We start from the raw sequence: 25154 nt of genomic DNA on the forward strand, positions 1-25154 counted from the left end.
CAGAGATGTGTATAAGAGACAGTTAGTAGTTCGTGTCGCCGCGGGGCGCGGCACGCCTTCGAATGGAGCCGACGGCACCGACTCCGAGCGGGGTTACAACAGCGCGTCGAGCCGGGTCAGGTGGAAGTCGACCGCCGCCGTCCCGGTTCGCTCGGGGTAACCGGGGCGAGTCACCTCCCCCGTCGAATCGACCGCCGAGCGGACGACGGCGGCGACCCGATAGGCGCGTGGTACCGACGGAAGCGGCCGGACCGACTCGTAGCCCGCGCGGAACGCCCGGCGGAGCGGCGCGCCGTCTTCGACGTACCAGTCGGCGACGAGGTGTTCGACCTTGGCGACGGCGAGCCCCGGCGCGGCGGCCATCGGCTGGCCCCAGTCGAGGACGGCGGTCACGCGGCCGTCGGCGACGAGCGCGTTCCCGGGTCTGAAATCCCACGGATAGAGGTTCGACGGCGGGTTCGCGGGGAGTGACACGGCCGCGGCGACCTCCTCCAGCCGGCTTCGAACCCCGTCGAACGCCGGCGGGAGCGCCGCGATTCCTTCCCGGACGTAGGCGGAGAACCACGCCTCCCAGTCGGCGTCGGCGGCGCTCACGGCGTCGAATCCGCGGTCGGTCGGCGAGTCGGAAGCATCGCCACCGTCGGCCCGCAGTCTCCCGGAAGCCGACCGTCTGAGCCGACCGTACCCTCCGAAAGAGAACGCTTCGTGAAGCTGGCCGAGGCCGACGCCGAACGACCGTGCCACGCGGCGTTGGGTCGCCGAATCGAGCGAGACGAACCGCTCGTGGAGTTCGTCGCCGGCGGCGCGCGCTGCGACGACGTACCCGAACCCGTCGACCGCGCCCGACGCGAGGACGCGGGGGACCGGAATCGTCGTGCGCTCGCGGACCGCCCGGGAGAGGGCGGCTTCGAGGGCCAGCGCCGCGGCGTCGGCCGCCGTCTGGACGACGACCTCGCCGCCGTCGGCGAACGTCGCGACCGCGGTCCGCTTGTGGTTCCCGTTCGGGACGCGGGCGGTCGTCGCGACGCGTCGCTCGGGGAACTCGCGGGCGAGCACGGTTGCGACGGGGTCCATGGAGCCACTCTAGGGGCGACGCGAACAAAGGTGCAGCGGACGGCTCCCGCGCGGCCGACCGTAGGAGGTCGTCACGGTCCGCCGTCGAGAATCGCCGAGAACTCGGAGAGCGACCGGAGGACGTACGCCGGGGCGTACGACTCGGCGTCGGGACCGGCCGCGTCAGCGACCTCCGCCTCGACTGGACACCACGCGGCGTCGAGGCCGGCGCGGTGGGCACCGTCTACGTCGAACTCCAGCGAGTCGCCGACGTGGAGGCTCGCGTCCGCCTCGGCGTCGAGGGCGTCGAGCGCCCGGTCGAACGGGTCGGGGTGAGGCTTTCGCCGCGGCATGTCGCCCGCGAAGACGACCGCGTCGAACGCGTCGGCGATGCCGAGCGCGTCGAGCTTGACGGACTGCCGCCGCTCGGGGCCGTTGGTGACGAGACCGACCCGCGCGTGGTCCCGGGCGGCGGCGAGCGCCCCCTCGGCACCCGGTCGGAACGAGACGGCCGAGTAGTCGACCGTCTGGACGAACCCGCGGGCGAGCGCCCGAACGTCGACTCCCTCGCGGTCGTGCTTCGCGGCGACGCGCTCGAAGCCGTCGGCGAGGTAGGCCTCGTGGTCGTCGTGGTCCGGCGGGCCGTCGAGCGCGGTCCAGAGGTCCGACGGCTCGCCGAAGCGGTCGATGCCGGCGGCGTCGAACGCGCCGGCGTAGATGGTCTCGCCACTCTGGTCGTTCGTACAGAGCGTGTTGTCGAGGTCGAAGAGAATCGCGTCGAACGGTGCCACACGCTCCCTTGGCGCGGCGGCGATAAAACTTCGTCCACGAGCGACGCCGTCCGCGGCGACGACGAGTCGGGGCGGTCGGCGGAGGGAGACGACGGGTCGATAGCTTGCCGCCAGCGGGCCTCAGAAGCCCTTACCGAGCAGCTCGCGGGCGATGATGTTCTTCTGAATCTCCGTGGTCCCCTCGTAAATCTGCGTGATTTTCGCGTCGCGGTAGAGCCGTTCGACGTCGTGGTCGTTGACGAAGCCGGCCCCGCCGTGAATCTGGACGGCCTCGTCGGCCACGTCGGTGGCGACGTTCGAGGCGAACTCCTTGGCCATCGACGCGAGCGCGGTCAGTTGGCCCTCGTCGTTGTCGACGCTCCACGCCGACTTGTAGGTCAACTGCCGGGCGGCCTCGGTCGCGGTGTGCATCTCCGCGAGCTTGTGTTGAATCGCCTGAAAGTCGCCGATGGGGCGGCCGAACTGCTCGCGCTCTTTGGCGTAGTCGAGCGCCCGCTCGCAGGCCCCCTTCGCGATGCCGACCGCCTGCGCGGCCACCGCGGTCCGCGTCTCGTCGAAAAACTGCATGAGCTGGAGGAAGCCCATCCCCTCGGTGCCGACGAGGTTCTCCTCGGGCACGCGCACGTCGTCGAAGACGAGTTCGGCCGTGTCGCTGGCGCGGATACCCATCTTCCCCGTTATCTTGTCGGCGGAGAAGCCGTCGCGGTCGGCCTCGACGATGAACTGCGAGAAGCCCGCGTAGCGGTCGTCCGCGTCGGGGTCGGTCTGGCACATGACGACGAAGTAGTCGCCGACGCTCCCGTTCGTTATCCACATCTTGGTGCCGTTTATCACCCACTCGTCGCCGTCCTTCTCGGCGCGGGTGCGAACCGAGGTCACGTCTGAGCCCGCCTGCGGTTCGCTGATGGCCGCGCCCATGACGGACTCGCCCTCCGTAATCGGCGGCAGGAAGCGCTCTTTCTGGTCGTCGGTGCCGAAGCTGATGATGGCCTCCGCGCCGAACCCGGCGCTCGTGATGCAGAGCCCGATACCGGGGTCGACCGCGAACAGTTCCTCTGTGACGAGGGCGTTCTCCAGCGAGGAGTAGCCGACGCCGCCGTACTCGACGGGGAAGTGCGCCCCCGTTAGTCCCATCTCCGACGCCTTGCGGACGACCTCCGCGGGATACGTCTCCGCCTCGTCGTACTCGCCCGCGACCGGTGCGACCTCGTTTTCGGCGAACCGCCGGACCTCCTCGCGGATGGCCCGCTGTTCGTCAGAGAGCGAATAGTCCATGATTGATAATCACATACATGGCCGATAACAGTTGTCACACAGCGGGAAACGTGCGGCGAGTTGATTCGACGGACGTGGCGTCGGCCGCGCCCGGGGGGCTCAGTCAGTCGACCGAGTCGGGTCGGTCCGCGGCCTCGACGGCCGCGAGCGGGAGTTCGATGACGAATACGCTCCCCCGGGGTTCGTTGTCCTCGATATGCACGGTGCCGCCGAAGTTGGTGACGATTGTCTCGACGAGGTACAGTCCCGTTCCGGTGCCGGGGCTCTCTAACCCTTTCGCGCCCTTCCCGAAGACGACCGACTTTTGTTCGTCGGAGATTCCGGGGCCGTCGTCGGCGATGCGGACGGTGACGCGCCCGTCGTCCGCCGCCGCCGAGACGGCGACCGACGGCTCGTCGCGGTCGCTGTGGACGACCGCGTTCTTCAGGACGTTCACGAACACGGAGTCGAGCAGGTCGTTGGCGGACACCGTCGCGGACGGGAGGTCGGCGACCGCGAACGTCGCGTTCGGGTGCCCCTCGCGAACGTCTTCGACGGCCTCCCGGAGCGTGGCGCCGACGTCGAGGTGACGACGGCGCTCGTCGTCGTTCGTCGCGCGCATCAGCTGTCCGAGCACGTCGGTGAGGTCGACGGTGTTGAGCGCCCGCCGGAGCGCGGTCTCCAACTGCGACCGCGCCTCGTCGGACAGCGGCTCGTGTTCGAGGACGATGTCGATGTACGCCGTCACGAGCTGCATGTCGTTTCGGATGTCGTGGCGGACGATTCGGTTCAGCACCTCCAGTTCGTCGTTTCTCGACTCCAGGGCGAGTTCGTAGTGCTTCCGGGGCGTCACGTCCCGGACCGAGACCACCCACCCGAGGGGGTCGCCGGCGCGGTCGAGCGGGATGCGCGTCAGTTCGACGTAGCGCTCGCCCTCGACGAGCACGTCGCACGACGAGTGCTCGCCGTCGAGGTCGTCGTCGAGGTCGCCGTAGTTCGGGAGGGCCTCGCTCGCCGGACGACCGAGGAGGGGGTCGCCGGTTCCCAACAGCGGCCGGACGTGGTCGTTGACGTGGACGACGACCCCGTCGGCGTCGAGGACGACGAGGCCGTCAGCCGAGTGCGCGCCGGCGGTCGCGTAGGCGAGCGGGAGGATGTCGAGGAGCTTGTAGCGGTAGACGGCGATGCCGAACGTCACCGAGGGGACCGCGAGCGAGGCGGGGATGAGGTTGACGCCCCCGGCGAGCGGCGGGGTGTGGGTGAGTTCGAGCGCGGCGACGACCGACGGAACGAGCATCCCGACGATGAGGAGCGTTGCCTGCGTCCGGTAGGGGCGGTCGAGTTCGAGCGCGTACTGACCGATGATGCCGAGTCCGAGAAACAGCAGGACGAACCCGTAGACGAGGCCGAACACGCTCACCGGGCCGTCGGCGACGGAGAGTACGGCCACGCCGTCGACGGTCGACAGCTCCCAGCCGGTGTAACCCAGTTCCAGCGGGTTGACAAAGAGGACGGCGAGGAACACCGCGGGGACGACGTACAGCGACGCCACCACGTGGCGGTCGAGCAGCTCCCGGCGGTCGGTGTACGCGAGGGCGAAGACGAAGAACGTCGGCGCGGCCGTCATCGCCCCGACGTGGAGGAGCTTGTACGCCAGCAGTTTCGCGCCGGGGTCGACGAGGAACAGCTTGACCGCCGTCGTCGCGGTCCAGAAGGCGACGGCGGCCGTCAGCACGGCGAACGAGACGACGGTCGGGTTCCGCCCGCGGCGGCGGACGAACTGGACGGCGTAGGCGGAGAGGACGCCGGCGACCACCGCCGCGAAGACCATCGGGTAGGCGTAGGCGGTGTGCTGCCAGTTCATCGAACACCTCGCTCGTCAGTCACGGTTCGAGCGGTGCCCTCGGAGGCGTCGTCTCGGAGATGGTGCCCGGCATCGTTGACTATGGACGGCGATACTCCGCCATCGGATAAAGAACTTCTCAGGGGAACCGCCGGACTGCGGGAGCGCTTCCACCGGGGGCGGCGTCAGGCGTGCAGTTCCTCGTCGACGAGGTCGACCGCTCGCGAAATCGCGCCGACCGAGGTGAGATGACCGGCTCCGACGGTGGCTTTCATCGCCTTCGCGGCCTTCCCGCGGAAGATGCTCGGGCCGACCTGCGCGACCGCGCCGTCGCCGACCGAGACGATCCAGCCGGGCACTTCGAACCGGTAGGGGTCGGGCCGCGGCGCGAAGTCGTTCCCGTCGCCGTCGAGTTCGAATTCGACCTGCGCCGCGACGTTGCCGGCGACGGTTTTCGCCTCGCGGAGGGCCGCGGAGGCGCTCGCGGGGACCGGCTCGCCGTCGGCGTCGACCGCGCGGGCCGCGTCGCCGACGACGAACGTCCGCCGGTCGAGCCGGAGGTCGGCCCTGACGGGGGGTCGCTCGCCGCCCATCGCGTCGTCGCCGGCGATGCCGCCGGTCCAGACCAGCAGGTCGTAGTCGAGGTCGCCGGTGTCGGTCGCGACGGTCGCGTCCGTCACCGACTCGACGGTCGTCTCGGTCCGAATCTCGACGCCCCTGTCGAGGAGTTCGTCGCGGACCGCCCGCTGGAACGGCTCGGCGAACGACGGCGCGACGGCGTCCAGTTGCTCCACGAGGACGACGTCGGCGTGCGCGCCCTCCTCGTCGCGGAGCGCGGCGAGTTCGCCCGCGACCTGCACGCCCGACAGCCCCGCGCCGCCGACGACGACGGTCCCGCCCTCGTCGCAGTCGTCGAAGAACCGCTTGCGGATGGTTTCGGCGTCGGCGACGCGCTTCAGCGGGACCGAGTGGGCTTCGAGGCCGGGGATGCCGTAGTAGGCGGTCTCCGCGCCCAGACAGACCGCGCAGTAGTCGTAGTCGAGCGCGTCGCCCTCGGCGAGTTCGACGGTCCGCGCGTCGCGGTCGACGCCCGTCACGCGGTCGACGACGACCTCGGCGCGGTCGAGCGCCTCGTCGAGGGGGACCTGAATCGCGTCGGCGACCGCCGGCCGTCGAATCGCGCGGTGGACTTCGTGTTGGACGAGGTGGTGCGGGGAGTCGTTCACCACGGTCAGGTCGGCGTCGACGGGGAGTCGGCGTTCGAGGTCGCGGGCGAGCGTGAGGCCCGCGTACCCGGCACCGAGAACCAGGACACGCATGGCTGTCTCGTCGGGCGCGAGCAAAAAGAGGGTGACGGCGGTCGCGGTACGCGGCGGTCGGTCGGACGCTCAGAACAGCGCTTCGGACTCGTCGAGCACTTCGGCGGGGCCGCCGACGCCCCACACGTCGGTTTCGACGCCGCAGTCGGCGACGGCTTCCTCGACGCGGTCGACGTGTTCCTCGGTGGTGTTGACGTAGACGCTCGCGCCGGTGTCGGTCGAGAAGTAGACCGGCACGTCCTCTTCGTTCCGGAGCCTGCGGACGGCGTTGAAGACGGCGATGGTGCGCGGCTGCCAGTAGACCCAGCCGGCGGGCCCGGTCATCGTCGTCGCCGCGAGCGACAGCGAGTCGTGCTCGGCGAGTTCGAAGGCGGCGTCGAAGTCGGCGTCGTACAGCGCGTCGCGCATGTCGTCTATCTGGGCGTGGATGTGGGCCATCCGGGCCTGGAACATGTGGCTGTCGGCGGCCTCGGCGTGGGCCTGCTCGGTCTCCTTGTAGGCGGGGACGTGCGCGGCGACGATGCGCAGGTCGTCTTCGAGGTCGGTCTCGATGCGCTCGGAGCGGCAGTCGGTGTCGTTCATCCCCGAGTAGAGGTGCGAGACCGCGCCCGTGACGGCGCGGGCGGCGGACGCCGACCCGCGGCGGGCGATGGTCGAGACTTCGGGATGCGTCATGTCGAGGTCGGCCGCCTCGGCGAGCGCCATCGCGGCCGCGGCGAACCCGGACGCCGACGAACCGAACCCGATGTTCGAGGGGAAGGAGTTCTCGCTTTCGAGGCGGACGCGGTGGTCGAAGTCGGCCAGCTCGCGGACCCGGTCGACGACGGCGCGGATGCGCTCCGCGCCCCGGCCCTCGACTTCCTCGCCGCCGATGACGTAGACGTCTTCGTCGGCGTCGGGGAGGAATTCGACGGTCGTCTTCGTGTGGCTCGGGGCCGTGCAGACGCTGATGCTGTCGTGGTACGGCATCCGTCGCTCCGTGTCTCGCATCCCGTGATACTTCACGAGGCCCTGAATCGGGTGGGCCTTGGCGGTGGCCTTCATGTTCGAACGCCCGTCGGACTCGGGGTTAAACGTCCCGATAGGTGTCGACACCGGCGGGTAACGGGTACAGTCGGTCGGAAATCGAGTGCGCGCCGGCGGGACGGCCGGCGCGGGTCGGTCGCAACGGTGCGCAGGAAGGACGCACGTTCTCCCTCTCCAGCGGGAGGCGGTCGAGTTCGATACGGTGGGTCGCTCGTTCGGTTACTTGGGTAGTCGTATCGTGTTGGCTGTCTCGTGATTGATTCGCTGGGTTCGGTTCGATTGGTTGGCTGGTTAGTCGAGTTCGATGCGGGCGGTTCGTTACGATGCGGGCGGTTCGTTACGATGCGGGTGGTTCGTTACGATTCGATTGGTTGGCTGGTCGTTCGAGTTCGGTGCGGGTGGTTCGTTGCTGTTCGTCGTCGTGCGATTGGTTCTGCCCGGCTATTCTGTGGACTCGGATTCGTGTCCTCGCTCCCAGACGTTCATGACGCTCTCGCCTGTGGGCGGTGTGTGGCTGACGTCTCGCATCGTCTTCGGGCGGTCACTTGTGTTGCTCATGTGTTGCCTTGGTAGTTGCTACCACGGTTCGTGGATAAAGATTTCGGCGATGTTATATTACGACTTATTAGCATACTAGGAGATATGAGGGGCGAGTCGAGCCGGACCCGAACGCGGGCGGAGCGCACGCCGGAGGGGCGGCGACTGGCCGTCTCCCGACGGATTTCGGCTCCCGCGGACGCGGCGTGGGACGTGTTGGTGTCGGTCGCCGACTGGCCCGACTGGGGGCCGAGCGTGTCGGCCGTCCGCGGCGTCGACGGACGCATCGAGGCGGGGAGTCGCGGCGAGGTCCGCGTCGCCGGCGTCTGGGTCCCGTTCAGCATCGAGACGTGCGACGACGAGTCCCGTCGGTGGACGTGGCGCGTGGCCGGGATTCCGGCGACGGGACACCGCGTGGAGTCGGTCGGGGCCGACCGCTGCGAGGTGGCGTTCGAAGTGCCGGTTCTCGCGGGGCCGTACGCCGCGGTCTGTGCGCTCGCGCTGCGCAGAATCGAGCGGCTCGCGAAGCGGCGGCTCACAGACGAGGCGAGCCGGGGCCGAAGTGAGTGAGTGAGGTGAGTCAGCGAGCCGAGGACGTATCTCCAAGCGACGGCTCAGAACGGGCCGAACAGCACGAACGCAGCCGCGACCGCCGCGATGACCACGGCCGCGACGAGGAGTGCGAGCGCGCGACCGGAGCCGGCGTCCCCGGCGGCGTCCGCCTCGGCCGCGGCGCGGGCTTCCTCGGCGTCGATCTCGTCGACGATGTCCTCGAACTCCGGTTCGTGCGGCTCGTGATACTCGTCGATGATAGCCTCGTCGAGGTCGGCGTCCTCGAGCGCTCCGACGAGGTCGGGAAGCGTCACGAGTTCGATGGGGGCTTCGACCTCGTCGGGGTCGACGAGGAGCGCCCGGTCGCCGTTGTCGTCGGGCTCGTCGAGCTGTTCATCGTCCGCGAACGCGAGCGCGAGCGTCTCTTCGGCCCGCGCTTCGTCGCCGGTCGTCAGGAGCGTCCCGTCGATACCGCGGCCGTCGCAGCGCTCCGCGAACGCCTCGACGCTCCGGGCGTCGAACGCGGCCTCGACGTCTATCCAGACGACCTCGGTCGGCTGTGACTCGCCTTCGGGAGCCGCAAAGAGGAACGTCCGCTCGTCGCGGGCGGTCCGTTTCGTCCGCTCCCCGCGGGCCGAGCGGACCCGCTCGACGACGGTCGCCGCGTCGTCGGTATCGAGAAACGAGAGCACACTCGACAACGACACGTCGCTCATTGTTCGGACAGACTTCGCATCCCGCGATAAACCTTCGCGCCTCATTATCAATTTATGATAACCGGCGGGTCGTCGGCACAGCCTCGTCGGGACGTCAGTCGGGGCGGACGAGTTCGAACCGGTCGTCGGTCGTCGCGTACTCGTTGCCCGCGAGCCGGCCGACCGCGTCGAGTTTCCTCGTGTCGAGTTTGCCGTCGGTCAACACTTCGTCGGCGACGTGCGCGTGGACGACTTCGCCGAGGACGAGCGTCGAGGAGCCGACCTCCACGCTGTCGTAGAGGGTGCACTCGAAGGCGACTTTGGCGTCGGCGACGCGGGGAGCGTCGACCCGGACGGACTCGGCCTTCTCGATGCCGGCGTGTTCGAACTCGTCGACGCCGGGCGGGACCGTCGCGGCGGTCTCGTTCATCGCCTCGACGAGGTCTCGGGTGACGACGTTGACGACGAACTCGCCGCGGGAGATGGCGTTTCGCGGCGTGTCCTTCAGCGACGGGCCGCGGCCGACCGGCGCGAAGACGACGACCGGCGGGTCGACGCTGGCGACGGTGGAAAAACTGTACGGCGCGAGGTTGTCGGCGTCGTCGCCGCGGGTGCTCACCCACGCGATGGGGCGGGGGACCACCGCCCCCGAGAGCAGGCGGTACGGCGAGCCGAACTCGTCGGGCGCGCCGTCCATCAGCGACCCGCCTCCGCGGGCGGACGGGGTCGGCTATGCGGCGGGAGACGTGCGGGTGTCGAGTCCGGTATTGCGTCGGTCATGAATGGGTGTGTGGTGGGTTCGGACGCCGATGAATCTGTGGGGCCGCGGCGGGTCGGGAGGCTCGTCGTCGTCGCGTGGGAGTCGCCTCGGCGCGGTTAGAACAGCGTCAGGCCGACGGCGTAGGACCACGTCGTCCCGCTGAGCGCGAGGAAGACGAGCGCGCCGCCGAGCATGACGACGTTCTTCAGGAAGCTCGTCATCTCGGACTCCTGTTGGTCCTCGGGAACCGCCCAGAAGTCGTGGAACACCGGTGTCCCGACGACGAGGAAGACGGCGACGGCACCGGCGGCGAGCGCGGGCAGGACGCCGAGGGCGATACCGAGACCGCCGAACACGAGCATCCCGCCGGAGACGACGACGCCGAGGCGAGCCGCCGGCAGGCCCTTCATCTCGGCGTAGCCGGTCATGTGGTCGAGGTTCAGGAAGTGGTTGAGTCCCATGAACGCGAGCACCGCGCCGAAGAGGACGCGCGCGAGGAGGAACGCGATGTCCGCGCCGGGAGCGGCGAACTGGAGCGCGACGCTCATCTCGGTACCTCCGTCGCGGCGGTGGTTCTGTGACGGTCCGTCGTCGGGTGTGGTACTATCATTACGTTACCTGGTACGAGACGGAACCGATATATGTGTTTGCTGGCATACATGTCACCGGGTAACCGTGCAGGTATCCGGTTACGCCGGCGTCACTCCAAGTCGGTAACGTCCACGAAGAGTCCGGACGTTCGGTGGTAGAATCGGCACACTCTGGACGAGTAAGTGAGAGAACGTTTCGTTCTTAACCAATATATGGTACGTATATGGTAGTATTGTTTGACCCTCGAAAGATATACCCCGCTTGGCAGTGCATATCAGTACGGGACGTGTCAACCATGATGAAAACAACCAGCGGAGAGTCTCATTTATGACCGAGACGTGGGATTCCGCGGGGTACATTGCGAGTTCTCGGTACCGACTGGACGTGTGTCGGTACCTCTCAGAGCACGGTTCGGGACTTCCATCTCGAATCGCCGCGGAGACCGACCTCGCACAGCCGCACGTGTCTCGGGCGCTCTCCGAACTGCGGGAGCGGGGCATCGTCGAACTGTTGGTACCGGAGTCACAACAGAAAGGGCGACTCTACGGACTGACGGACCTCGGCGAACTCGCCTACGAACGGGTCGCACTCGACCGGGAGGCGGACATCACCGTCGTCGACGACGGCGGGTTCCCCGCGCCCGAACTATCCTCGGATTTACAGAAAGCGTACGGGGGCGCGCTCCGAGCAATCGCGTGGTGTGAGCCGATTCAGACGCGGATTCGCTTCTTCGAGCAGTCGCTCATCGAACGCTACGACGAAGACACCGTCAAGACGCTCGTCGCGACGCTCACGAACGAGGAGGCCATCGACCAACCCCTCGAAGACCTGCCAATCGGAGGGCCGGAACTCGTCGCGTTCGCCATTGACGACGCGCTCATCGTCAGGGTGCCCCTCGAGGACGGCGTGAAACTGCTCGTCTCGCTCGACGCGACCGTCGACGTGACGCTCAACGAACTCCGCGATTCCTGCCGGCAGATGACGGCTACGGCCCTCGACTCCTAACTCCGACGCTTTTGTCTCCCAGCCCCGTACTGCGAGCCGTGCCACAGCGATGCTCCGTCGTCGGTGTCGACGGCTGTCGGTCGGGCTGGGTGTGCGCCGTCGCCGCCGCGGACGGCCTCTCCGTGCGGATCGTCTCTGACTTCGCCGCCGTCTGGGACCTCGCCCGCGAGCGTGACGCCGAGCGGGTGCTCGTGGACATCCCTATCGGTCTTCCCGAGTCCGACCGCCGCGCGTGCGACCGCGAGGCCCGCGACCTGCTCGGCGCTCGGGCCGCCACCGTCTTCTTCGCGCCCGTCCGGGCCGTCCTCGACGCCGACTCCCACGAGGCGGCAAGCGCGGCGAACCGCGAGCGAACCGGGGCGGGGCTCTCGATTCAGGCGTGGCACCTCGTGCCCAAAATCCGCGAGGTAGACGCCGTTCTTCGGGAGACACAGCGCGCCCGACAGCGCGTGTTCGAATCCCATCCCGAACTCGCCTTTGCCGCCTTCGCCGGCGAACCGCTCTCGGAACCGAAGTCGACGCCCGAGGGGCGCGACCGTCGTCTCGACGCGCTCAGGACGGCGTTCGCCGGAGCCGGAGTCGGCGACGACGGTTCGAATGCCGGCGCGACGGACGCGCCGAAGTTCGACGCCGAGCGCGCCTACCGCGAGACGCTGGCCCGGACGCTCCGACGCGACGTGGCTCGCGACGACGTGCTCGACGCGCTCGCGCTCGCGGCCGCGTCCCGGCGACCGCTCGCGACGCTCCCGAGCGACCCGCCGCGGGACGCCGCCGGACTGGAGATGGCGATTCGCGTCCCGACGGGGGCTCTCGGGGCGAATACAGAAATTTGACAATCACTAGCATCTATCCGTAAAATCTTGAAACACACGAGTATATAGTCAACAATAGTGTTGGGTATTCTTTGGGGAGAAGATATTTATGCACGGTGTTCAATCGGATAGATGGCGCGGCCACTGTCGCCACCACGGAATACTCAGCCCAGCCCAATGCGTGATTCAGTGCCAGCACGCAGTCGGTCGCGCCTCCCGCTGCCTCTACGCGGGTTCGACGTCCCCGCCCCGGACTCGAACCCGACCGTTTCAACGCTCTGAGCGCCCGCCACGGTCGGTCTACCGCCCTGTTATCGCCCGGTTTCGGTCCTGTGTCCCCGGCCCGAAGCTACATCTACAACCCATCCTAACCCCGCGTATGTACACCGGCAGGACGGACCAGCCCTGCTGTCTCTGCGACGACCCGAAGACGGTCGCCCGCATCGCGGTCCCCCCGCGAGCGGTGACGCTCATGGAGAACGCCGCCCCCATCGCGTGGCGCGACATCGTCGGCGACGTGACGCTCCAGTTCTGCGAGAGCGACTGGGAACTCGTCACCGAGTTGGTCTTGGACCTCGGCATGCACCCTCTCTCTCGGTGCAACGTCGCCCGCGCGGACTTCAGTATCCGCGAGGACTTCGAGGCGCTCCTGAACAGCACCCGCGAGGAACCAGACCAGACAGCACAGGAAGACCGCATGCTCGCCGAGGCCCGCGCCGTCATCGACGACGCCGACGACCCGATGGTCGAAGCGCGCGACCTCGTGGAGGCCCACGTCGTGGTCCGCGCGCTGGCCGAACTCGGCGTCGACAGGCCCGCGTGAGTCGCGTTCGGTGAGTCCCACGGAACCGTCGACTCGGTCGTTCTCACCGGGCTGACTGTCTCGCGTAGGCCGAACACCGTATTTCTCCGCAGGGGACGTATCAGAGACCAGTTGGGTCGGTCCGTCGCCGCCCCCGCGCCGATGTCCGCGGACCCGGACGCCGTCGGTGCCGCCCGCCGGGACCTCACGATGAAGAGTTACACCGCTATCTTGGTCGCCGTACTGCTCGTCCTCGCCGCGCTCCCGACACCCGTCGCCGGCCAGCAGGCCGAACCGAACAACGTCCCCGTCTTCCGCGCGTACGTGGTCGACCCGGTGGTCGAACCCGGCGTCGAGACGACGGTGCGAGTGGTCTTCGCCAACGACCCGGTCGACACCGAAGACGTGGCGAAAACCGCGGAGAACGTCCGCGTCAGGCTTGACCCGCGGAGCACGCCGTTCACCGTCAGGACCGGCGACCTGTTCGTCGGCACGATGAACGACAGCGACACCCGCGAGGTCGCCTTCCGGGTCGAGGCCCCCGAGAACGTCGCGGCCGGCGAGTACAACCTCCGCCTCGACGTGTTCTACGAGTTCGACAACGCCCACCGCCGCGTCTACCGCCTCGACGTGCCCGTCAGAATCGAAGAGCGCGTGCGGTTCGCCGTCGTCGGCGCGGACTCGTCGGTCCCCGTCGGCGGGAGCGGCGCGGTCGCGTTGACCCTGCAGAACACGGGCGAACTCGACGCGCGGAACGCCGTCGTCGCGGTGACCGCCCAGTCTGCCGACGTGAGCTTCGACGGCGCGCAGACCGCGAGCAGTTTCGCCGCCGACTGGCCCGCCGGCGAGAATCGGACCTTCGTCTACGACACCGCGCTCGATTCCGAGGCGTCCGTCCGCGGCTACGTCCTCGGCGTCGCCGTCGCCTACGAGGACCCCGACGGCGCGCGCCGACAGTACCCCGACCTCGCCGCCGGGTTCGTCCCCTCGCCCAAGCAGTCGTTCTCCGTCGCGGACGTGACGAGCACGCTCCGCGTCGGCGACGAGGGTCGAATCGAGGGCGTCGTCGTCAACGACGGGACGACCCTCGCGCGCAACGCGGTCGTGACGCTTTCCCTCCCCGAGGGGAGCGCGACGGCGACCGAGACCGAGTTCGCCCTCGGCGACCTCGAACCCGGCGAGCGCGTCCCGTTCTCGTTCGACGTGGGAATCTCGGACGACGCGGACGCCGGCCCCCGGCAGTTCACCGCGACGGTCGCCTACCGCGACGCCGGGGGTGACCGGCGCACCGGCGACGACATCGACCTCCGGGTCGCCGTCGCGGCCGCGACCCCCGAGTTCGGCGTGACCGTCGACGAGGGCACCGTCGCGCCGGGCCGGAACGGACAACTCCGCGTGACGGTCGTCAACGACCGCGACGAGACGCTCACCGACATCTCCGCGAAGATATACCTCGAAGACCCCCTGTCGTCTGCCGACTCCGAGGCGTTCGTGGACGAACTCGCACCCGGCGAGTCGGCGACGCTCGTGTTCGACGTGTCGGCCGCCCGCGGCGCGCTGGAGAAGGACTACCCGGCCGAACTCGACTTCCGCTACGACGACGGCGCGGGCGAGACGACCATCTCGGACGCCTACCGCGTGCCCGTCCGCGTCGAGGCACCCGAAGACAGTGGCGGTCTCCCGTTCGGCCTCTCGGCCCCGCTCGTCGGCGCGGTCGTCCTCCTCGCGGCGGTCGGCGGCGCGGGCGTCCTCGTCGTCCGCCGGCGGGGGCGGCGCTGAGCCGTGGCCCGACTGGAGTTCCAGCGGTTCGTCGACTGGGTCGACCACCGCATCGTCAACCGCTCGCGGCGCGTCATCCTCGTCTTCCTCGTCCTCACGCTGGTGTTCGGGGCGGGACTGAGCGCCGTCTCGACCGAGGCGGGGACCGAGCAGTTCGCCGAGGAGGTGCCGGAAGAAGAGGCGTTTTCGCGCGTCACCGAGGAGTTCTCGCCGCGCTTCGAGGCGGGGACCGGTAGCACGCAGCTCATCCAGCGCGCGCCGAACGTCCTGACGAGGCGCGAACTCCTGCGGATGCTCGAAGCGCAAAAGCGCCTCTCGGACCGCGACGACCTCCGCGTCGTCGGTACCGCCAGCGCCGCCTCGGTCGTCGCGGAGACGCTCGACGCCGACGCCGACGGCCTCGACGAGCAGATTGCGGCGCTCGAACGCGCGACCGACAGCGAGGTCGCCGCCGCGGTCCGCGAGAACGCCGACAACGAGCGTTTCACCGGTCTCCTCGCCGACGACTTCAACCCGACCGCGGCGAGCGCCTCGGCGACGATTGCGGTCGTCACCCACTCGATTCCGCTGGCCGACGAGGCCGGCGCGGGACAGGGCGGCGACAGCCCGCTCACCCCGATTCAGCGGACCGCCGGGCGCGTCGTCGCCACCGTCGGCGGCGACATCTCCGTCTTCGGCTCGGGCGTCATCGCCGACGAGTTCGGGACCGTCATCGCCGACTCGCTCGTCCTCGTCGTGCCCGCGGCCGTCGTCTTCATCCTCCTCTTTCTCGTCGTCGCCTACCGCGACCTCGTGGACCTGCTGTTGGGGACCGCCGCGCTCGGGATGGCCATCGTCTGGACGTTCGGCTTCCTCGGACTCGCGGGCATCCCGTTCAACCAGATTATGATCGCCGTGCCGCCGCTGCTCCTCGCGGTCGGCATCGACTTCGGCATCCACGCGGTCAACCGCTACCGCGAGGACCGCGCCGAGGGGCTTCCCGTCGGCGATGCGATGCGAAAGGCGACGGACCAGCTCCTCGTGGCGTTCTTCATCGTCACCGCGACCACCGTCATCGGCTTCCTGTCGAACCTCGTGAGCAACCTCACGCCGATTCGGGACTTCGGCGTCGTCGCGGCCATCGGCATCGTCTTCACCTTCCTCGTGTTCGGCGTGTTCCTCCCGGCGACGAAAGTCGAGGTCGACAGGCTCCGGGAGCGCTACCCGATTCCGACGTTCAGCCAGTCGCCGCTCGGCCGCGAGGGGAGTTCCCTCGGGACAGTTCTCCGGGTCGGCGTCGCGCCCGCCCTCCGCGCCCCCGCCGTCGTGCTCGTCGTCGCGCTCGTCCTCTCGGGGTCGGCGATGTGGTACGCCACGGGCGTCGACACCGAGTTCGGACAGGAGGACTTCCTGCCGCCCGCGGAGGCCCCGGCGTACCTGAAATCCCTCCCAGAGCCCTTCGCGCCGGGCGACTACAGCGTCGTCGCCGACATCGAGTTCCTCGAAGAGCGCTTTTCGTCCTCCCAGAGCGGGGTCGTGACGGTGTATCTGGAAGGTCGGCCCACGGACGACGCCTACCTCGAAACGCTCGACCGGGTCGCACAGGACCCGCCGGACACCTTCATCGTCGAGGACCGCCGGGCCGACTCGACGAGCGTCCTCACCGTCATCGAAGCCGAGGCCCGGGAGAACCCCGAGTTCGCCGCGGTCGTCGCGCGACACGACCGCGACGGCGACGGCGTCCCCGACCGGAACCTCGCCGAGGTGTACGACGCGCTGTTCGCCACCGACTCGGCCGCCCGCGCCGGCGAGTACCTCGCCGACGACTACCGGAGTTCGCGGGTCGACTACCGCGTCCGGGCCGACGCGGACGACGACGCGGTCGTCGCCGACGCCCGCGAGGTCGCCGCGCGCTTCCGCGGTCCGAGCACCGCCACCGGCGCGGTCGTCGTCTTTTCGGCCATCTCGGACCTCATCCTCGACTCCGCGGTGCAGAGCCTCGCCATCTCGATGGCCGGCACCGGCGCGTTCCTCGTGTTCGTCTACTGGTGGCTCGAACGCCGCCCGTCGCTCGCGCTCGCCAACCTCGTGCCAATCCTCGTCGCGGTCACGTTCGTCGCCGGGACGATGCGACTCGCCGGCATCTCCTTCAACGCCTTCACCGCGACGGTGCTCGCGCTGACCATCGGACTCGGCGTGGACTACTCGGTCCACGTCGTCCACCGCTTCGTCGACGAGCGCGCCGACCACGACCTCGAAACCGCGCTCGACCGGACGGTCCGCGGCACCGGCGGCGCGCTCGCGGGCAGCATGCTCACGACCGTCTTCGGCCTCGGCGTGCTCGTCCTCGCGGTGCTCTCGGTCCTCGGCCAGTTCGGCCTGCTCACCGCCGCGAGCATCGTCTACTCGTTCCTCGCGTCGATGCTCGTGTTACCCTCGGCGCTGGTCCTCTGGGACCGGTTCAGCGGCAACGACCCGCTCGTTCCCCTGGGCGGCGTCGAGCGCGAGTCCGGCGCGGCGGCGACCGCCGACTGAGACCCGCGTCCCCGCTCACGCCCCGCTCGTATTCGCGCTCCCGCTTACGCGCCGGCTGGTATTCGACCCACTCACGCGCCGGTTCCGACGCCGAACAGCCGCGTCGACCCCCACGAGAGGACGACGATGCCGACGATGAACACCGCGAGCGCGGCCATCATCGGAAACGGGTCGAGCGACGGCCCGCCGAGGAACGGCCCGCGGACGATGAGAAACGAGGTGCCCATCGAGAGGCCGAGTCCGACGCTCGTGACGAGCGTGAAAAACAGTTTTGCGACGCCGATGCCCCGCGTGTCGTTCCGGAAGCGCATGGGGACAGGTCCCCCGAACCCCGCTTGAACGATTTGGCCGTCTCGTTGATGTTATCGGGCGGTTGTCGGGTTCTCGTCAGCGCTCGACGCGGAAGCCGGTCTCGCCGTCCGGCTCCTCGTAGGTGACGTCCACGTCCTCGACGGACGCCATCGGACTCCCCTCGTGGCACCACTCGACCATCGCCTCCACGTCGTCGCGGGGCCCCTCGAAGACGGCCTCGACGCGGCCGTCCGAGAGGTTCTTCACCCAGCCGTCGACGCCGCGGTCGCGGGCGGTGTCGCGGGTCGTCGCCCGGTAGTAGACGCCTTGTACGTGTCCCGAGACGTAGACGTGCGCGCGGGTTCGACCGTGTTCGCTCATGGCTCCCGATTCGTCATCCGTCGTCAAAGGCGTGCTGCCTCGGGCGGTCGGTTCGGCGGTCCGTCCGACGCCGGCGTCGCCGTCTCCCCGCCCGTCGCCGCGACCGCGCCGGCCGCCCCGTGCCCCCGACCCGCACGCATCCGGCGAACCGTCAGCATCTAAGTACGACCCACCCAACGCTGGACTATGGAACTCTTCGGCACCGCCGGTATCCGCGGGAGCGCGACGGAGCGAGTCACGCCGGAACTCGCCCTCAGCGTCGGCCGCGCCGCCGGCCTCGCCGCGCTCGAATCGGACGCGCCCGCCGAGTTCGTCGTCGGCCGCGACGGACGGACGACCGGGCAGGGCCTCGCCGCCGCCGTCGAGGCCGGTCTGCTCTCCGCCGGCGCGGACGTGACCCGCGTGGGCGTCGTCCCGACGCCGGCGCTCGCGTTCGCCTCGCGGGGTCGACGCGGCGTCATGCTCACCGCCTCGCACAACCCCCCGACGGACAACGGCATCAAGATGTTCGTCGACGGGCAGGAGTACGACCGCGACCTCGAACGCGACATCGAGACGCGGGTCGAGGCGGGCGCGTCCCCGGCCGACTGGGACGACTGGGGCGCGACGGGGACGAGCGGCGTCCTCGACGCCTACCGAAGCGCTATCGTCGAGTTCGCCGGCCGGCACGGGGCGGCCCTCGACGGTCTCAACGTCGCCGTCGACTGCGGCAACGGGATGTCCGCGCTCGGCACGCCGCAGGTCCTCCGCGACCTCGGCGCGCGCGTCGTCACGCTCAACGGGCAGATAGACGGCCACTTCCCCGGGCGCGAGTCGAAGCCGACGCCCGAGACGCTCGCGGACCTCATCGCGTTCGTCGCCGACGGCGACTTCGACTTTGGCATCGGCCACGACGGCGACGCCGACCGCATCGTCATCATCGACGGGGACGGCGAGGTCGTCCACGAGGACACCGTCATCGCCATCGTCGCCGAGCACTACGTCCGCGTCTCCGACGCCGACGACCCCGTCGTCGTCACGACGCCCAACGCCTCGGGCCGCATCGACGAGCGGGTCCGCGAGGCCGGGGGTCGCGTCGAACGCGTCCGCCTCGGCGCGCTCCACGAGGGCATCGCCAGCGCCCGCGCCGGCGGCGGCGACGTGGTGTTCGCGGCCGAGCCGTGGAAGCACATCCACCCGTCGCTCGGCGGCTGGATAGACGGCGTCGCGTCGGCGGCGCTCGTCGCCCGCCTCGCCGCCGAATCCGGCATGGCCGGCCTGCGCGAACCGGTCACGGAGCGCCCGTACCGCAAGGTGAGCGTCCCGTGTCCCGACGAGAAGAAGCGGGCGGCGATGGCGGCGCTCGAAACCTCGCTTCCCGACGCGATGGCCCCCGAGTCGGTCGACACCGAGTACGGCGTCCGACTGGAGTTCGCCGACGCGTCGTGGACGCTGGTCCGCCCGTCCGGCACGGAACCCTACATCCGCGTGTACGCTGAGGCCGACGACGTGGACCACCTCGTCGACGAGGTGACGGCCGTCGTCGAGGCCGAAATCGAGGACGCCTGAACGGGCTTCGAAGAGGTTTTTCGCCGGCGCAAGCGGCCGGCCAGGTGCGAACTCGACGCCGGCGGACGTGAACCTCGCTCCCGTTCTCTACGATTTGCAAACGTGGTGATGTGACGCCGATGAAACCGCGAAACGACACCTTTATGCAATTTTCGCGGCCCCTGTCTCAATAGGAGTTCATACATATGGACAGACGTTCTTTTGTCAAAGCGGCAGGGGTCGCGGGTATCGCTGGCCTCGCAGGTTGTACGGGCGGACCGTCCGAGGGGAGCGACGACACGACGGCGACGACGACCGAGTCGTCCGGCGGCGAGGAGACCACCACGGCCGAGCAGACGACCGAGGAGTCCGGTCCGGCGGCCAACGTCGGCATGGTCTACGCGCTCGGCGGTCTCGGTGACAAGTCGTTCAACGACGCCGCGAAGCGCGGCATCGAACAGGCGGAATCGGAACTCGGCATCGCCTACGACGAGGCCCAGCCCTCGGCGGCGGAGGAGTTCCCGCAGTTCCAGCGCCGGTTCGCGCAGTCGTCGAACCCGGACTACGACCTCGTGTCGTGTATCGGCTACGCGCAGAAGTCCGCGCTCTCCGAAACCGCACCGAGTTTCTCGGACCAGAAGTTCATGATCGTCGACGACGTGGTCGACGAGGACAACGTGGCGAGCTACCTGTTCCGCGAGGAGCAGGGCTCGTTCCAGGTCGGCTACCTCGCCGGCCTCATCACGACCCAGGAGTTCTCGGCCGGCTCCGGCTCGACGACGGCCGACTCGAAGAGCGTCGGCTTCGTCGGCGGCACCGAGACCGAGCTCATCCGCAAGTTCCAGGCCGGCTACGAGGCCGGCGTGGCGCACGCGGACGAGGAAATTTCCGTCGACGTGGCCTACGTCGGGTCGTTCTCCGACTCCGCGAAGGGCAAGGAGATTGCCACCTCGATGTACGACAACGGCGCTGACGTCGTCTACCACGCGGCCGGCGGCAGCGGCCTCGGCGTCTTCCAGGCGGCCAAAGAACAGGGCAAGTTCGCCATCGGCGTCGACTCCGACCAGTCGCAGACCGAACCGAACTACGCCGACGTCATTCTCGCCTCGATGGTCAAGCGCGTCGAGTCGGCGGTGTACACCTCCGTCGAGAACGTCGTCAACGACGAGTTCAACGGCGGTTCCACCACGACGCTCGGCCTCGAAGAGGACGGCGTCGCCGCCGTCTACGGCGCGGAACTCGGTTCCGAAATCCCGCAGGACGTGAAGGATTCGCTCTCGGAGTCCCGCGAGGCTATCATCGCCGGCGACATCGAGATTCCGACGACGACCGAGTAACGCCGCACTCGACACTCACATTTCTTTCGACGCCGCCCGCCGAGCGACGGCATTCCCGAACCTTGGGGTCAATGTTGCCGCTTTCACACCGCGGTCGGCCGAACATGCTCGCGGGTTGAACGGTTCGAACTCCCCGAGAACCGCCGCGACGCTCCGTGTGGACCACTCCCGCGCCGACTCGAATCCCACGAGTTTAAGCGAACCCCCCCGAAAAAAGGGTCAAGATGAGCACCGCTGTTCATCTCGACGAAATCACAAAACGGTTCCCCGGCGTCGTGGCGAACGACGACGTGGACCTGACCGTCGAGCGCGGCACGGTGCACGCACTTCTGGGAGAAAACGGGGCCGGCAAGACGACGTTGATGAACATCCTCTACGGGCTCTACGAACCCACTGAGGGGACCGTCCACGTGGACGGGGAACCGCGGGACTTCGATTCGCCCGCGGACGCCATCGACGCCGGAATCGGCATGATTCACCAGCACTTCATGCTGGTCGACCCCATGACGGTCGCCGAGAACATCGTCCTCGGCAACGAACCGCGCAAGTGGTTCGGCACGACCGTCGACCGGGAGCGTGCGCGCCAGGAGGTCATCGACCTCTCGAACCGATACGGATTCGACGTGAACCCCGACGACGCCATCGAAGACGTGAGCGTCGGCGTTCAACAGCGCGTCGAGATTCTGAAAGCACTCTACCGCGGGGCCGACATCCTCATTCTGGACGAGCCCACCGCGGTCCTCACCCCGCAGGAGGTCGAAGAGCTGTTCCGCGTCTTCGAGGAGCTGACCGCCCAAGGCAAGACGATTATCTTCATCAGCCACAAGCTCGGGGAGGCGATGCACGCCGCCGACGACATCACCGTCCTCCGAGACGGGAAGAACGTCGGCACCGTCAAGGCTGACGAGACCTCCAACGAGGAGCTCGCCGAGCTGATGGTCGGCCGCGAAGTTCTCCTCGAACCGAAGGCTGAACCGCAAGAACCGGGCGACGAGGTGCTCGCGGTGCAGCACCTCTCGGCCGAGGACAACCGCGGTATCCCCGCCGTCTCCGACGTGTCGTTCGACATCCGCGAGGGCGAGGTGTTCGGCATCGCCGGCGTCGACGGCAACGGCCAGTCGCAGTTGGTCGAGGCCATCACCGGCCTGCGGACGCCGACCGGGGGGGCGATTTCCTACAAGGGCCGGGACATCACCGGCGCCTCTCGCCGCTCCCGCATCGCCGACGGGATGGCGTACATCCCCGAGGACCGCCACGAGCGCGGGCTCGTGATGGACTTCGACCTCGTCCAAAACGGCATCCTCGGCAGCCAGCACAGCCCGACGTTCGCCGCCGACGGCCGGATAAACTGGTCCGACGCGCGCGACCACGCCGAGCGAATCATCGACGAATACGACGTTCGACCGCCCCACGCCGACGCCGACGCCGAGTCCTTCTCCGGCGGCAACCAACAGAAGTTCATCGTCGGCCGCGAGTTCGAACGCGAACCGGACCTCGTCGTCGCCACCCACCCGACCCGCGGCGTGGACATCGGCGCGATGGAGTTCATCCACGAGCGGCTCTTGGACCTCCGAGCCGAGGGCAAAGCGGTGCTCCTCGTCTCCTCGAAGCTCGACGAGGTACAGGGCCTCTCGGACCGCCTCGGCGTCATGCACGACGGCGAACTCATGGACATCGTAGACCCACGCAACACCACCGAAGAAGAGATCGGCCTGCTCATGGCCGGCGAACGCCCCGACGCCGACGCGACCGACGCGGAACCGCCGGTGGGTGACGCCAAATGAGCGCGACCGAGAACGCGAAGGCCGTCCTCCGACGGCTGACGGCCGCCTCCGCGACCGAGCGCATCCTCATCAGCTTCGCCGCGCTCGTCATGGCCGTGCTCGTCGGCGCGGTCATCATCCTCGTCTCGGGCCGCATCACGACGTGCCAGACCGCGGCGACGACGCTGTTCGGGACCGGCTTCTGTTACGACCCCGTCGAGGTGTACCTCGTGTTGTTCAACGGGGCGCTCGGCGAGCCGTTCCTCGTGAACAGACCGGGGATTCTCAAACCGCTCAACCCCGACTGGAACCCGCTGAGCTTCGGACTGGCGCTCACGCTCAAGGAGACGACGCTCCTCATCTTCACCGGCCTCTCGGTCGCCGTCTCCTTCCGCGCGGGCCTGTTCAACATCGGGACGCAGGGACAACTCGTCCTCGGCGGCCTCGCGACGGCGCTGTTTTCCTTCTTCGTCGCGCCGCTGCTCCCGTCGGGTCTCGTCGGCGGCCTCATCCTGATTCCGCTCGCCGTCATCGTCGGCGCGCTCGTCGGCGGTCTCTACGGCGCGATTCCGGGCGCGCTCAAGGCGTACGCCGACGCCAACGAGGTCATCACGACCATCATGCTGAACTTCATCGCGGCGCAGATCGCGTTCGTCCTCGTCAGCGAGTTCTACGGCAACCCCGACTCGCAGGTCGTCGAGACGACGCCGCTTCCCGACTGGGCGACGCTCCTCCCGGTGGCGTTCCCGCAGGGCGGCGACTTCTCGATTCTCGCGCTCGCGTTCGGTCTCGCGCTCGTCGTCGCCGTCTGGTTCCTGCTCGAACAGACCTCGTTCGGGTACGACCTCCGGACGAGCGGCGAACAGCCGGAAGCCGCCGAGTACGGCGGCGTCGACGCCAAGCGCACGACCGTCACGAGCATGTTCCTCTCCGGCGCGCTCGGCGGCATGGGCGGCGCCATCTGGGTGCTCATGGTCATGGGCAAGTGGCAGGCCGGCGTCCCCGCGCTCGGATTCGACGGCATCACCGTCTCCATCCTCGCGGGGAACAACCCGTTCGGGGTCGTCCCGGCGGCGCTCCTGTTCGGGACGCTCAAATCCGGCTCGCTCGCGGTTCAGTTCGGGACCGGCGTCCCGAAACAGCTCGTCGGCGTCCTCCGCGGCCTCATCATCCTGTTCGTCGCGATGCCCGAGTTCTTCCGCATGCTCGGTTCCGCGATCGACCTCGAACCGGACCGCGAGACCGTCGCCACGGACGGCGGCTCCCTCGGAGGTGACGACGAATGAGTACGACCACTATCGACCGACTCCGCGACACGGAACTGTCTTACAGAGCGACCCTCGCCGGCGGGGCGCTGAGCGTCTTCCTGCTCATCGCGCTCCTCGGTCTCGCGTTCCCGGGCAGCATCTGGGGCAACTTCCTCGCCATCCTCACGAGTCGGAGCACGCTCTCGTCGGCGCTCCGGCTCTCGGTACCCATCACCTTCGCCGCGCTCGGCGGTATCTTCTCCGAGAAGGCCGGCGTGGTGAACATCGGGCTGGAAGGGCTGCTCATCATCTCGGCGTTCACCGCGGTCATCACGACGGCCGTCGTCGGCCCCGAGATGACCGTCCTCGGTCTCCCGGCCATCTGGATCGGCTTCTTCGCCGGCATCCTCTCGTCGGTGCTGTTCTCGGCGCTGTTCGCCGTGGTCTGCATCCGATTCAAGGCCGACCAGATTATCGCCGGCCTCGCCGTCTGGCTCATCGCGCTCGGTCTCGCGCCGTTCGCGGCGACCGTCTACTACGGCGGCGTCAACACCGACAACCTCGGGACGACCCTCGGGACGTGGACGATTCCCGTCCTCTCGGACATCCCGTTTTTCGGCGCGTTCTTCGACGCCGACCCCGCGGTGTACATGATGCTCGTCGCGGTCCCGGCGTCGTGGTACGTCCTGAACCGCACGGCGTTCGGCCGCCACGTCCGCGCGTCCGGCGAGAACCCGAAGGCGCTCGACACCGTCGGCGTCGACGTGAGCCGCGTCCGCTACGCGGGCGTCCTCCTCTCGGGCTTCCTCGCCGGCATCGGCGGCTCCGCGCTGTCGCTCGGCCTCGGTCAGTTCGTCGGTAACAACCAGACGATGGTCAACGGGAAGGGCTTCATCGCCATCGTGGCGTACCTCTTCGGGAACTACAACCCCATCGGCGCGTTCGGCGCGTCGTTCCTCTTCGCGGGGCTGGAGGCCGCCCAGATTCGCCTCCAGCAGGTACCCGGCTACGCCATCCCCGACTCGCTCATCCAGACGATTCCGTACGTGACCGTCCTCGTCGTCCTCGCGCTCGTCGGCCGCACCCGCATCCCGGAGGCGGCAGGCGAGCACTACGACACCGGTGACGACAACCGCTGAGCGACCCGGAATCCTCGTTTCCCCCGTCTTTTCCGCTCCCCTGTTCTCCGTTTTCGCCCGTTCGAGCGCCGCATCTCGGGCGGGCCGGTCTCCGTCGAACCCCTCCCGAACGGTCGGTGCGGGAGTAAAGAGTTTT

At 68.7% G+C, this 25154-nt stretch carries 22 protein-coding genes; 11 read left to right on the forward strand and 11 right to left on the reverse strand.

The window, feature by feature from the left end; all coding sequences use genetic code 11:
- Nucleotides 1-93: 93 nt before the first annotated feature.
- The 6 genes from C454_RS15305 to mvaD all read right to left on the reverse strand — a co-directional run bounded on the left by C454_RS15305 (nucleotide 94) and on the right by mvaD (nucleotide 7304).
- Nucleotides 94-1074: a phosphotransferase family protein gene (locus C454_RS15305; protein ID WP_004977095.1), complete on the reverse strand. Its 981-nt coding sequence runs from the start codon at nucleotides 1072-1074 to the stop codon at nucleotides 94-96.
- A gap of 71 nt (nucleotides 1075-1145) precedes the next feature.
- Complete coding sequence (locus tag C454_RS15310) at nucleotides 1146-1844, reverse strand: HAD family hydrolase (protein WP_004977096.1); 699 nt, start codon at nucleotides 1842-1844, stop codon at nucleotides 1146-1148.
- 120 nt (nucleotides 1845-1964) lie between these two features.
- The gene (locus C454_RS15315; RefSeq protein WP_004977097.1) at nucleotides 1965-3119 is read right to left on the reverse strand and encodes an acyl-CoA dehydrogenase family protein; all 1155 of its coding nucleotides are present in this window, start codon (nucleotides 3117-3119) and stop codon (nucleotides 1965-1967) included.
- A 103-nt stretch (nucleotides 3120-3222) separates the two neighbouring features.
- Nucleotides 3223-4962 (reverse strand): histidine kinase N-terminal 7TM domain-containing protein, encoded by a 1740-nt coding sequence (locus tag C454_RS15320; protein WP_004977098.1) that lies wholly within the window; start codon nucleotides 4960-4962, stop codon nucleotides 3223-3225.
- Nucleotides 4963-5126: 164 nt separating this feature from the next.
- Entirely contained in the window at nucleotides 5127-6260 is a 1134-nt protein-coding gene (locus C454_RS15325) for an NAD(P)/FAD-dependent oxidoreductase (protein WP_049905214.1), read from the reverse strand.
- A 69-nt stretch (nucleotides 6261-6329) separates the two neighbouring features.
- Complete coding sequence (gene mvaD, locus C454_RS15330) at nucleotides 6330-7304, reverse strand: phosphomevalonate decarboxylase MvaD (protein WP_004977100.1); 975 nt, start codon at nucleotides 7302-7304, stop codon at nucleotides 6330-6332.
- 624 nt (nucleotides 7305-7928) lie between these two features.
- Between mvaD and C454_RS15335 the strand changes: the two genes are divergently transcribed.
- Nucleotides 7929-8393: an SRPBCC family protein gene (locus C454_RS15335; protein ID WP_004977101.1), complete on the forward strand. Its 465-nt coding sequence runs from the start codon at nucleotides 7929-7931 to the stop codon at nucleotides 8391-8393.
- Between the two features lie 44 nt (nucleotides 8394-8437).
- On the opposite strand, the gene C454_RS15340 is transcribed toward C454_RS15335, so the two are convergent.
- From C454_RS15340 to C454_RS15350, 3 genes are all read right to left on the reverse strand, one after another.
- Nucleotides 8438-9091, reverse strand: a complete 654-nt coding sequence (locus C454_RS15340; RefSeq protein WP_004977102.1) for a hypothetical protein — start codon at nucleotides 9089-9091, stop codon at nucleotides 8438-8440.
- Between the two features lie 94 nt (nucleotides 9092-9185).
- The gene (locus tag C454_RS15345) at nucleotides 9186-9767 is read right to left on the reverse strand and encodes a flavin reductase family protein (RefSeq protein WP_004977103.1); all 582 of its coding nucleotides are present in this window, start codon (nucleotides 9765-9767) and stop codon (nucleotides 9186-9188) included.
- Nucleotides 9768-9946: 179 nt separating this feature from the next.
- Complete coding sequence (locus C454_RS15350; protein ID WP_004977104.1) at nucleotides 9947-10378, reverse strand: DoxX family protein; 432 nt, start codon at nucleotides 10376-10378, stop codon at nucleotides 9947-9949.
- Nucleotides 10379-10748: 370 nt separating this feature from the next.
- Between C454_RS15350 and C454_RS15355 the strand changes: the two genes are divergently transcribed.
- The 5 genes from C454_RS15355 (at nucleotide 10749) to C454_RS15375 (ending at nucleotide 17333) form a co-directional block, all read left to right on the forward strand.
- Nucleotides 10749-11426 (forward strand): winged helix-turn-helix domain-containing protein, encoded by a 678-nt coding sequence (locus C454_RS15355; protein WP_004977105.1) that lies wholly within the window; start codon nucleotides 10749-10751, stop codon nucleotides 11424-11426.
- A 38-nt stretch (nucleotides 11427-11464) separates the two neighbouring features.
- A complete protein-coding gene (locus C454_RS15360) occupies nucleotides 11465-12259 on the forward strand; it encodes a DUF429 domain-containing protein (RefSeq protein WP_049905215.1) in 795 nt (264 codons plus the stop codon).
- 358 nt (nucleotides 12260-12617) lie between these two features.
- Nucleotides 12618-13061 carry a hypothetical protein gene (locus tag C454_RS15365; RefSeq protein WP_004977107.1) on the forward strand — a complete coding sequence of 148 codons (444 nt, stop codon included), beginning with the start codon at nucleotides 12618-12620 and terminating at the stop codon, nucleotides 13059-13061.
- A gap of 111 nt (nucleotides 13062-13172) precedes the next feature.
- Complete coding sequence (locus C454_RS15370; protein WP_233510291.1) at nucleotides 13173-14819, forward strand: COG1361 S-layer family protein; 1647 nt, start codon at nucleotides 13173-13175, stop codon at nucleotides 14817-14819.
- 3 nt (nucleotides 14820-14822) lie between these two features.
- Nucleotides 14823-17333 (forward strand): efflux RND transporter permease subunit, encoded by a 2511-nt coding sequence (locus tag C454_RS15375; RefSeq protein WP_004977110.1) that lies wholly within the window; start codon nucleotides 14823-14825, stop codon nucleotides 17331-17333.
- Between the two features lie 71 nt (nucleotides 17334-17404).
- Here the strand turns inward: C454_RS15375 and C454_RS15380 are convergent, their stop codons facing one another.
- Together C454_RS15380 and C454_RS15385 are read right to left on the reverse strand one after the other, a co-directional pair.
- Nucleotides 17405-17644, reverse strand: a complete 240-nt coding sequence (locus C454_RS15380; protein ID WP_004977111.1) for a hypothetical protein — start codon at nucleotides 17642-17644, stop codon at nucleotides 17405-17407.
- Nucleotides 17645-17720: 76 nt separating this feature from the next.
- Nucleotides 17721-18005: an acylphosphatase gene (locus tag C454_RS15385; RefSeq protein ID WP_004977112.1), complete on the reverse strand. Its 285-nt coding sequence runs from the start codon at nucleotides 18003-18005 to the stop codon at nucleotides 17721-17723.
- Between the two features lie 186 nt (nucleotides 18006-18191).
- Between C454_RS15385 and C454_RS15390 the strand changes: the two genes are divergently transcribed.
- The 5 genes from C454_RS15390 (at nucleotide 18192) to C454_RS15410 (ending at nucleotide 25018) form a co-directional block, all read left to right on the forward strand.
- Nucleotides 18192-19553, forward strand: coding sequence for a phosphopentomutase/phosphoglucosamine mutase (locus C454_RS15390; RefSeq protein ID WP_004977113.1), 1362 nt, complete (start codon nucleotides 18192-18194; stop codon nucleotides 19551-19553).
- Between the two features lie 185 nt (nucleotides 19554-19738).
- Entirely contained in the window at nucleotides 19739-20869 is a 1131-nt protein-coding gene (locus C454_RS15395; RefSeq protein WP_004977114.1) for a BMP family lipoprotein, read from the forward strand.
- A 224-nt stretch (nucleotides 20870-21093) separates the two neighbouring features.
- On the forward strand, nucleotides 21094-22653 hold the full coding sequence (locus C454_RS15400; protein WP_004977115.1) for an ABC transporter ATP-binding protein: 1560 nt from the start codon (nucleotides 21094-21096) through the stop codon (nucleotides 22651-22653).
- Nucleotides 22650-23918, forward strand: coding sequence for an ABC transporter permease (locus tag C454_RS15405; RefSeq protein ID WP_004977116.1), 1269 nt, complete (start codon nucleotides 22650-22652; stop codon nucleotides 23916-23918). The genes C454_RS15400 and C454_RS15405 overlap by 4 nt, the downstream gene beginning before the upstream one ends.
- The gene (locus tag C454_RS15410; RefSeq protein ID WP_004977118.1) at nucleotides 23915-25018 is read left to right on the forward strand and encodes an ABC transporter permease; all 1104 of its coding nucleotides are present in this window, start codon (nucleotides 23915-23917) and stop codon (nucleotides 25016-25018) included. The genes C454_RS15405 and C454_RS15410 overlap by 4 nt, the downstream gene beginning before the upstream one ends.
- The last annotated feature ends 136 nt before the right edge of the window (nucleotides 25019-25154 follow it).

This window comes from Haloferax gibbonsii ATCC 33959 (genome assembly GCF_000336775.1).
In the GTDB taxonomy this organism is placed as follows: Archaea; Halobacteriota; Halobacteria; order Halobacteriales; family Haloferacaceae; genus Haloferax; species Haloferax gibbonsii.

What these genes read in the sequence shown, in the direction of transcription:
- C454_RS15405 (WP_004977116.1), top strand. Translation starts at nt 22,650, where the DNA reads ATGAGCGCGACCGAGAACGCGAAGGCCGTCCTCCGACGGCTGACGGCC.
- C454_RS15305 (WP_004977095.1), bottom strand. Translation starts at nt 1,074, where the DNA reads ATGGACCCCGTCGCAACCGTGCTCGCCCGCGAGTTCCCCGAGCGACGC.
- C454_RS15365 (WP_004977107.1), top strand. Translation starts at nt 12,618, where the DNA reads ATGTACACCGGCAGGACGGACCAGCCCTGCTGTCTCTGCGACGACCCG.
- C454_RS15410 (WP_004977118.1), top strand. Translation starts at nt 23,915, where the DNA reads ATGAGTACGACCACTATCGACCGACTCCGCGACACGGAACTGTCTTAC.
- C454_RS15320 (WP_004977098.1), bottom strand. Translation starts at nt 4,962, where the DNA reads ATGAACTGGCAGCACACCGCCTACGCCTACCCGATGGTCTTCGCGGCG.
- C454_RS15350 (WP_004977104.1), bottom strand. Translation starts at nt 10,378, where the DNA reads ATGAGCGTCGCGCTCCAGTTCGCCGCTCCCGGCGCGGACATCGCGTTC.
- C454_RS15315 (WP_004977097.1), bottom strand. Translation starts at nt 3,119, where the DNA reads ATGGACTATTCGCTCTCTGACGAACAGCGGGCCATCCGCGAGGAGGTC.
- C454_RS15400 (WP_004977115.1), top strand. Translation starts at nt 21,094, where the DNA reads ATGAGCACCGCTGTTCATCTCGACGAAATCACAAAACGGTTCCCCGGC.
- C454_RS15395 (WP_004977114.1), top strand. Translation starts at nt 19,739, where the DNA reads ATGGACAGACGTTCTTTTGTCAAAGCGGCAGGGGTCGCGGGTATCGCT.
- C454_RS15335 (WP_004977101.1), top strand. Translation starts at nt 7,929, where the DNA reads ATGAGGGGCGAGTCGAGCCGGACCCGAACGCGGGCGGAGCGCACGCCG.
- C454_RS15355 (WP_004977105.1), top strand. Translation starts at nt 10,749, where the DNA reads ATGACCGAGACGTGGGATTCCGCGGGGTACATTGCGAGTTCTCGGTAC.
- C454_RS15325 (WP_049905214.1), bottom strand. Translation starts at nt 6,260, where the DNA reads ATGCGTGTCCTGGTTCTCGGTGCCGGGTACGCGGGCCTCACGCTCGCC.
- C454_RS15345 (WP_004977103.1), bottom strand. Translation starts at nt 9,767, where the DNA reads ATGGACGGCGCGCCCGACGAGTTCGGCTCGCCGTACCGCCTGCTCTCG.
- C454_RS15380 (WP_004977111.1), bottom strand. Translation starts at nt 17,644, where the DNA reads ATGCGCTTCCGGAACGACACGCGGGGCATCGGCGTCGCAAAACTGTTT.
- mvaD (WP_004977100.1), bottom strand. Translation starts at nt 7,304, where the DNA reads ATGAAGGCCACCGCCAAGGCCCACCCGATTCAGGGCCTCGTGAAGTAT.
- C454_RS15385 (WP_004977112.1), bottom strand. Translation starts at nt 18,005, where the DNA reads ATGAGCGAACACGGTCGAACCCGCGCGCACGTCTACGTCTCGGGACAC.
- C454_RS15390 (WP_004977113.1), top strand. Translation starts at nt 18,192, where the DNA reads ATGGAACTCTTCGGCACCGCCGGTATCCGCGGGAGCGCGACGGAGCGA.
- C454_RS15340 (WP_004977102.1), bottom strand. Translation starts at nt 9,091, where the DNA reads ATGAGCGACGTGTCGTTGTCGAGTGTGCTCTCGTTTCTCGATACCGAC.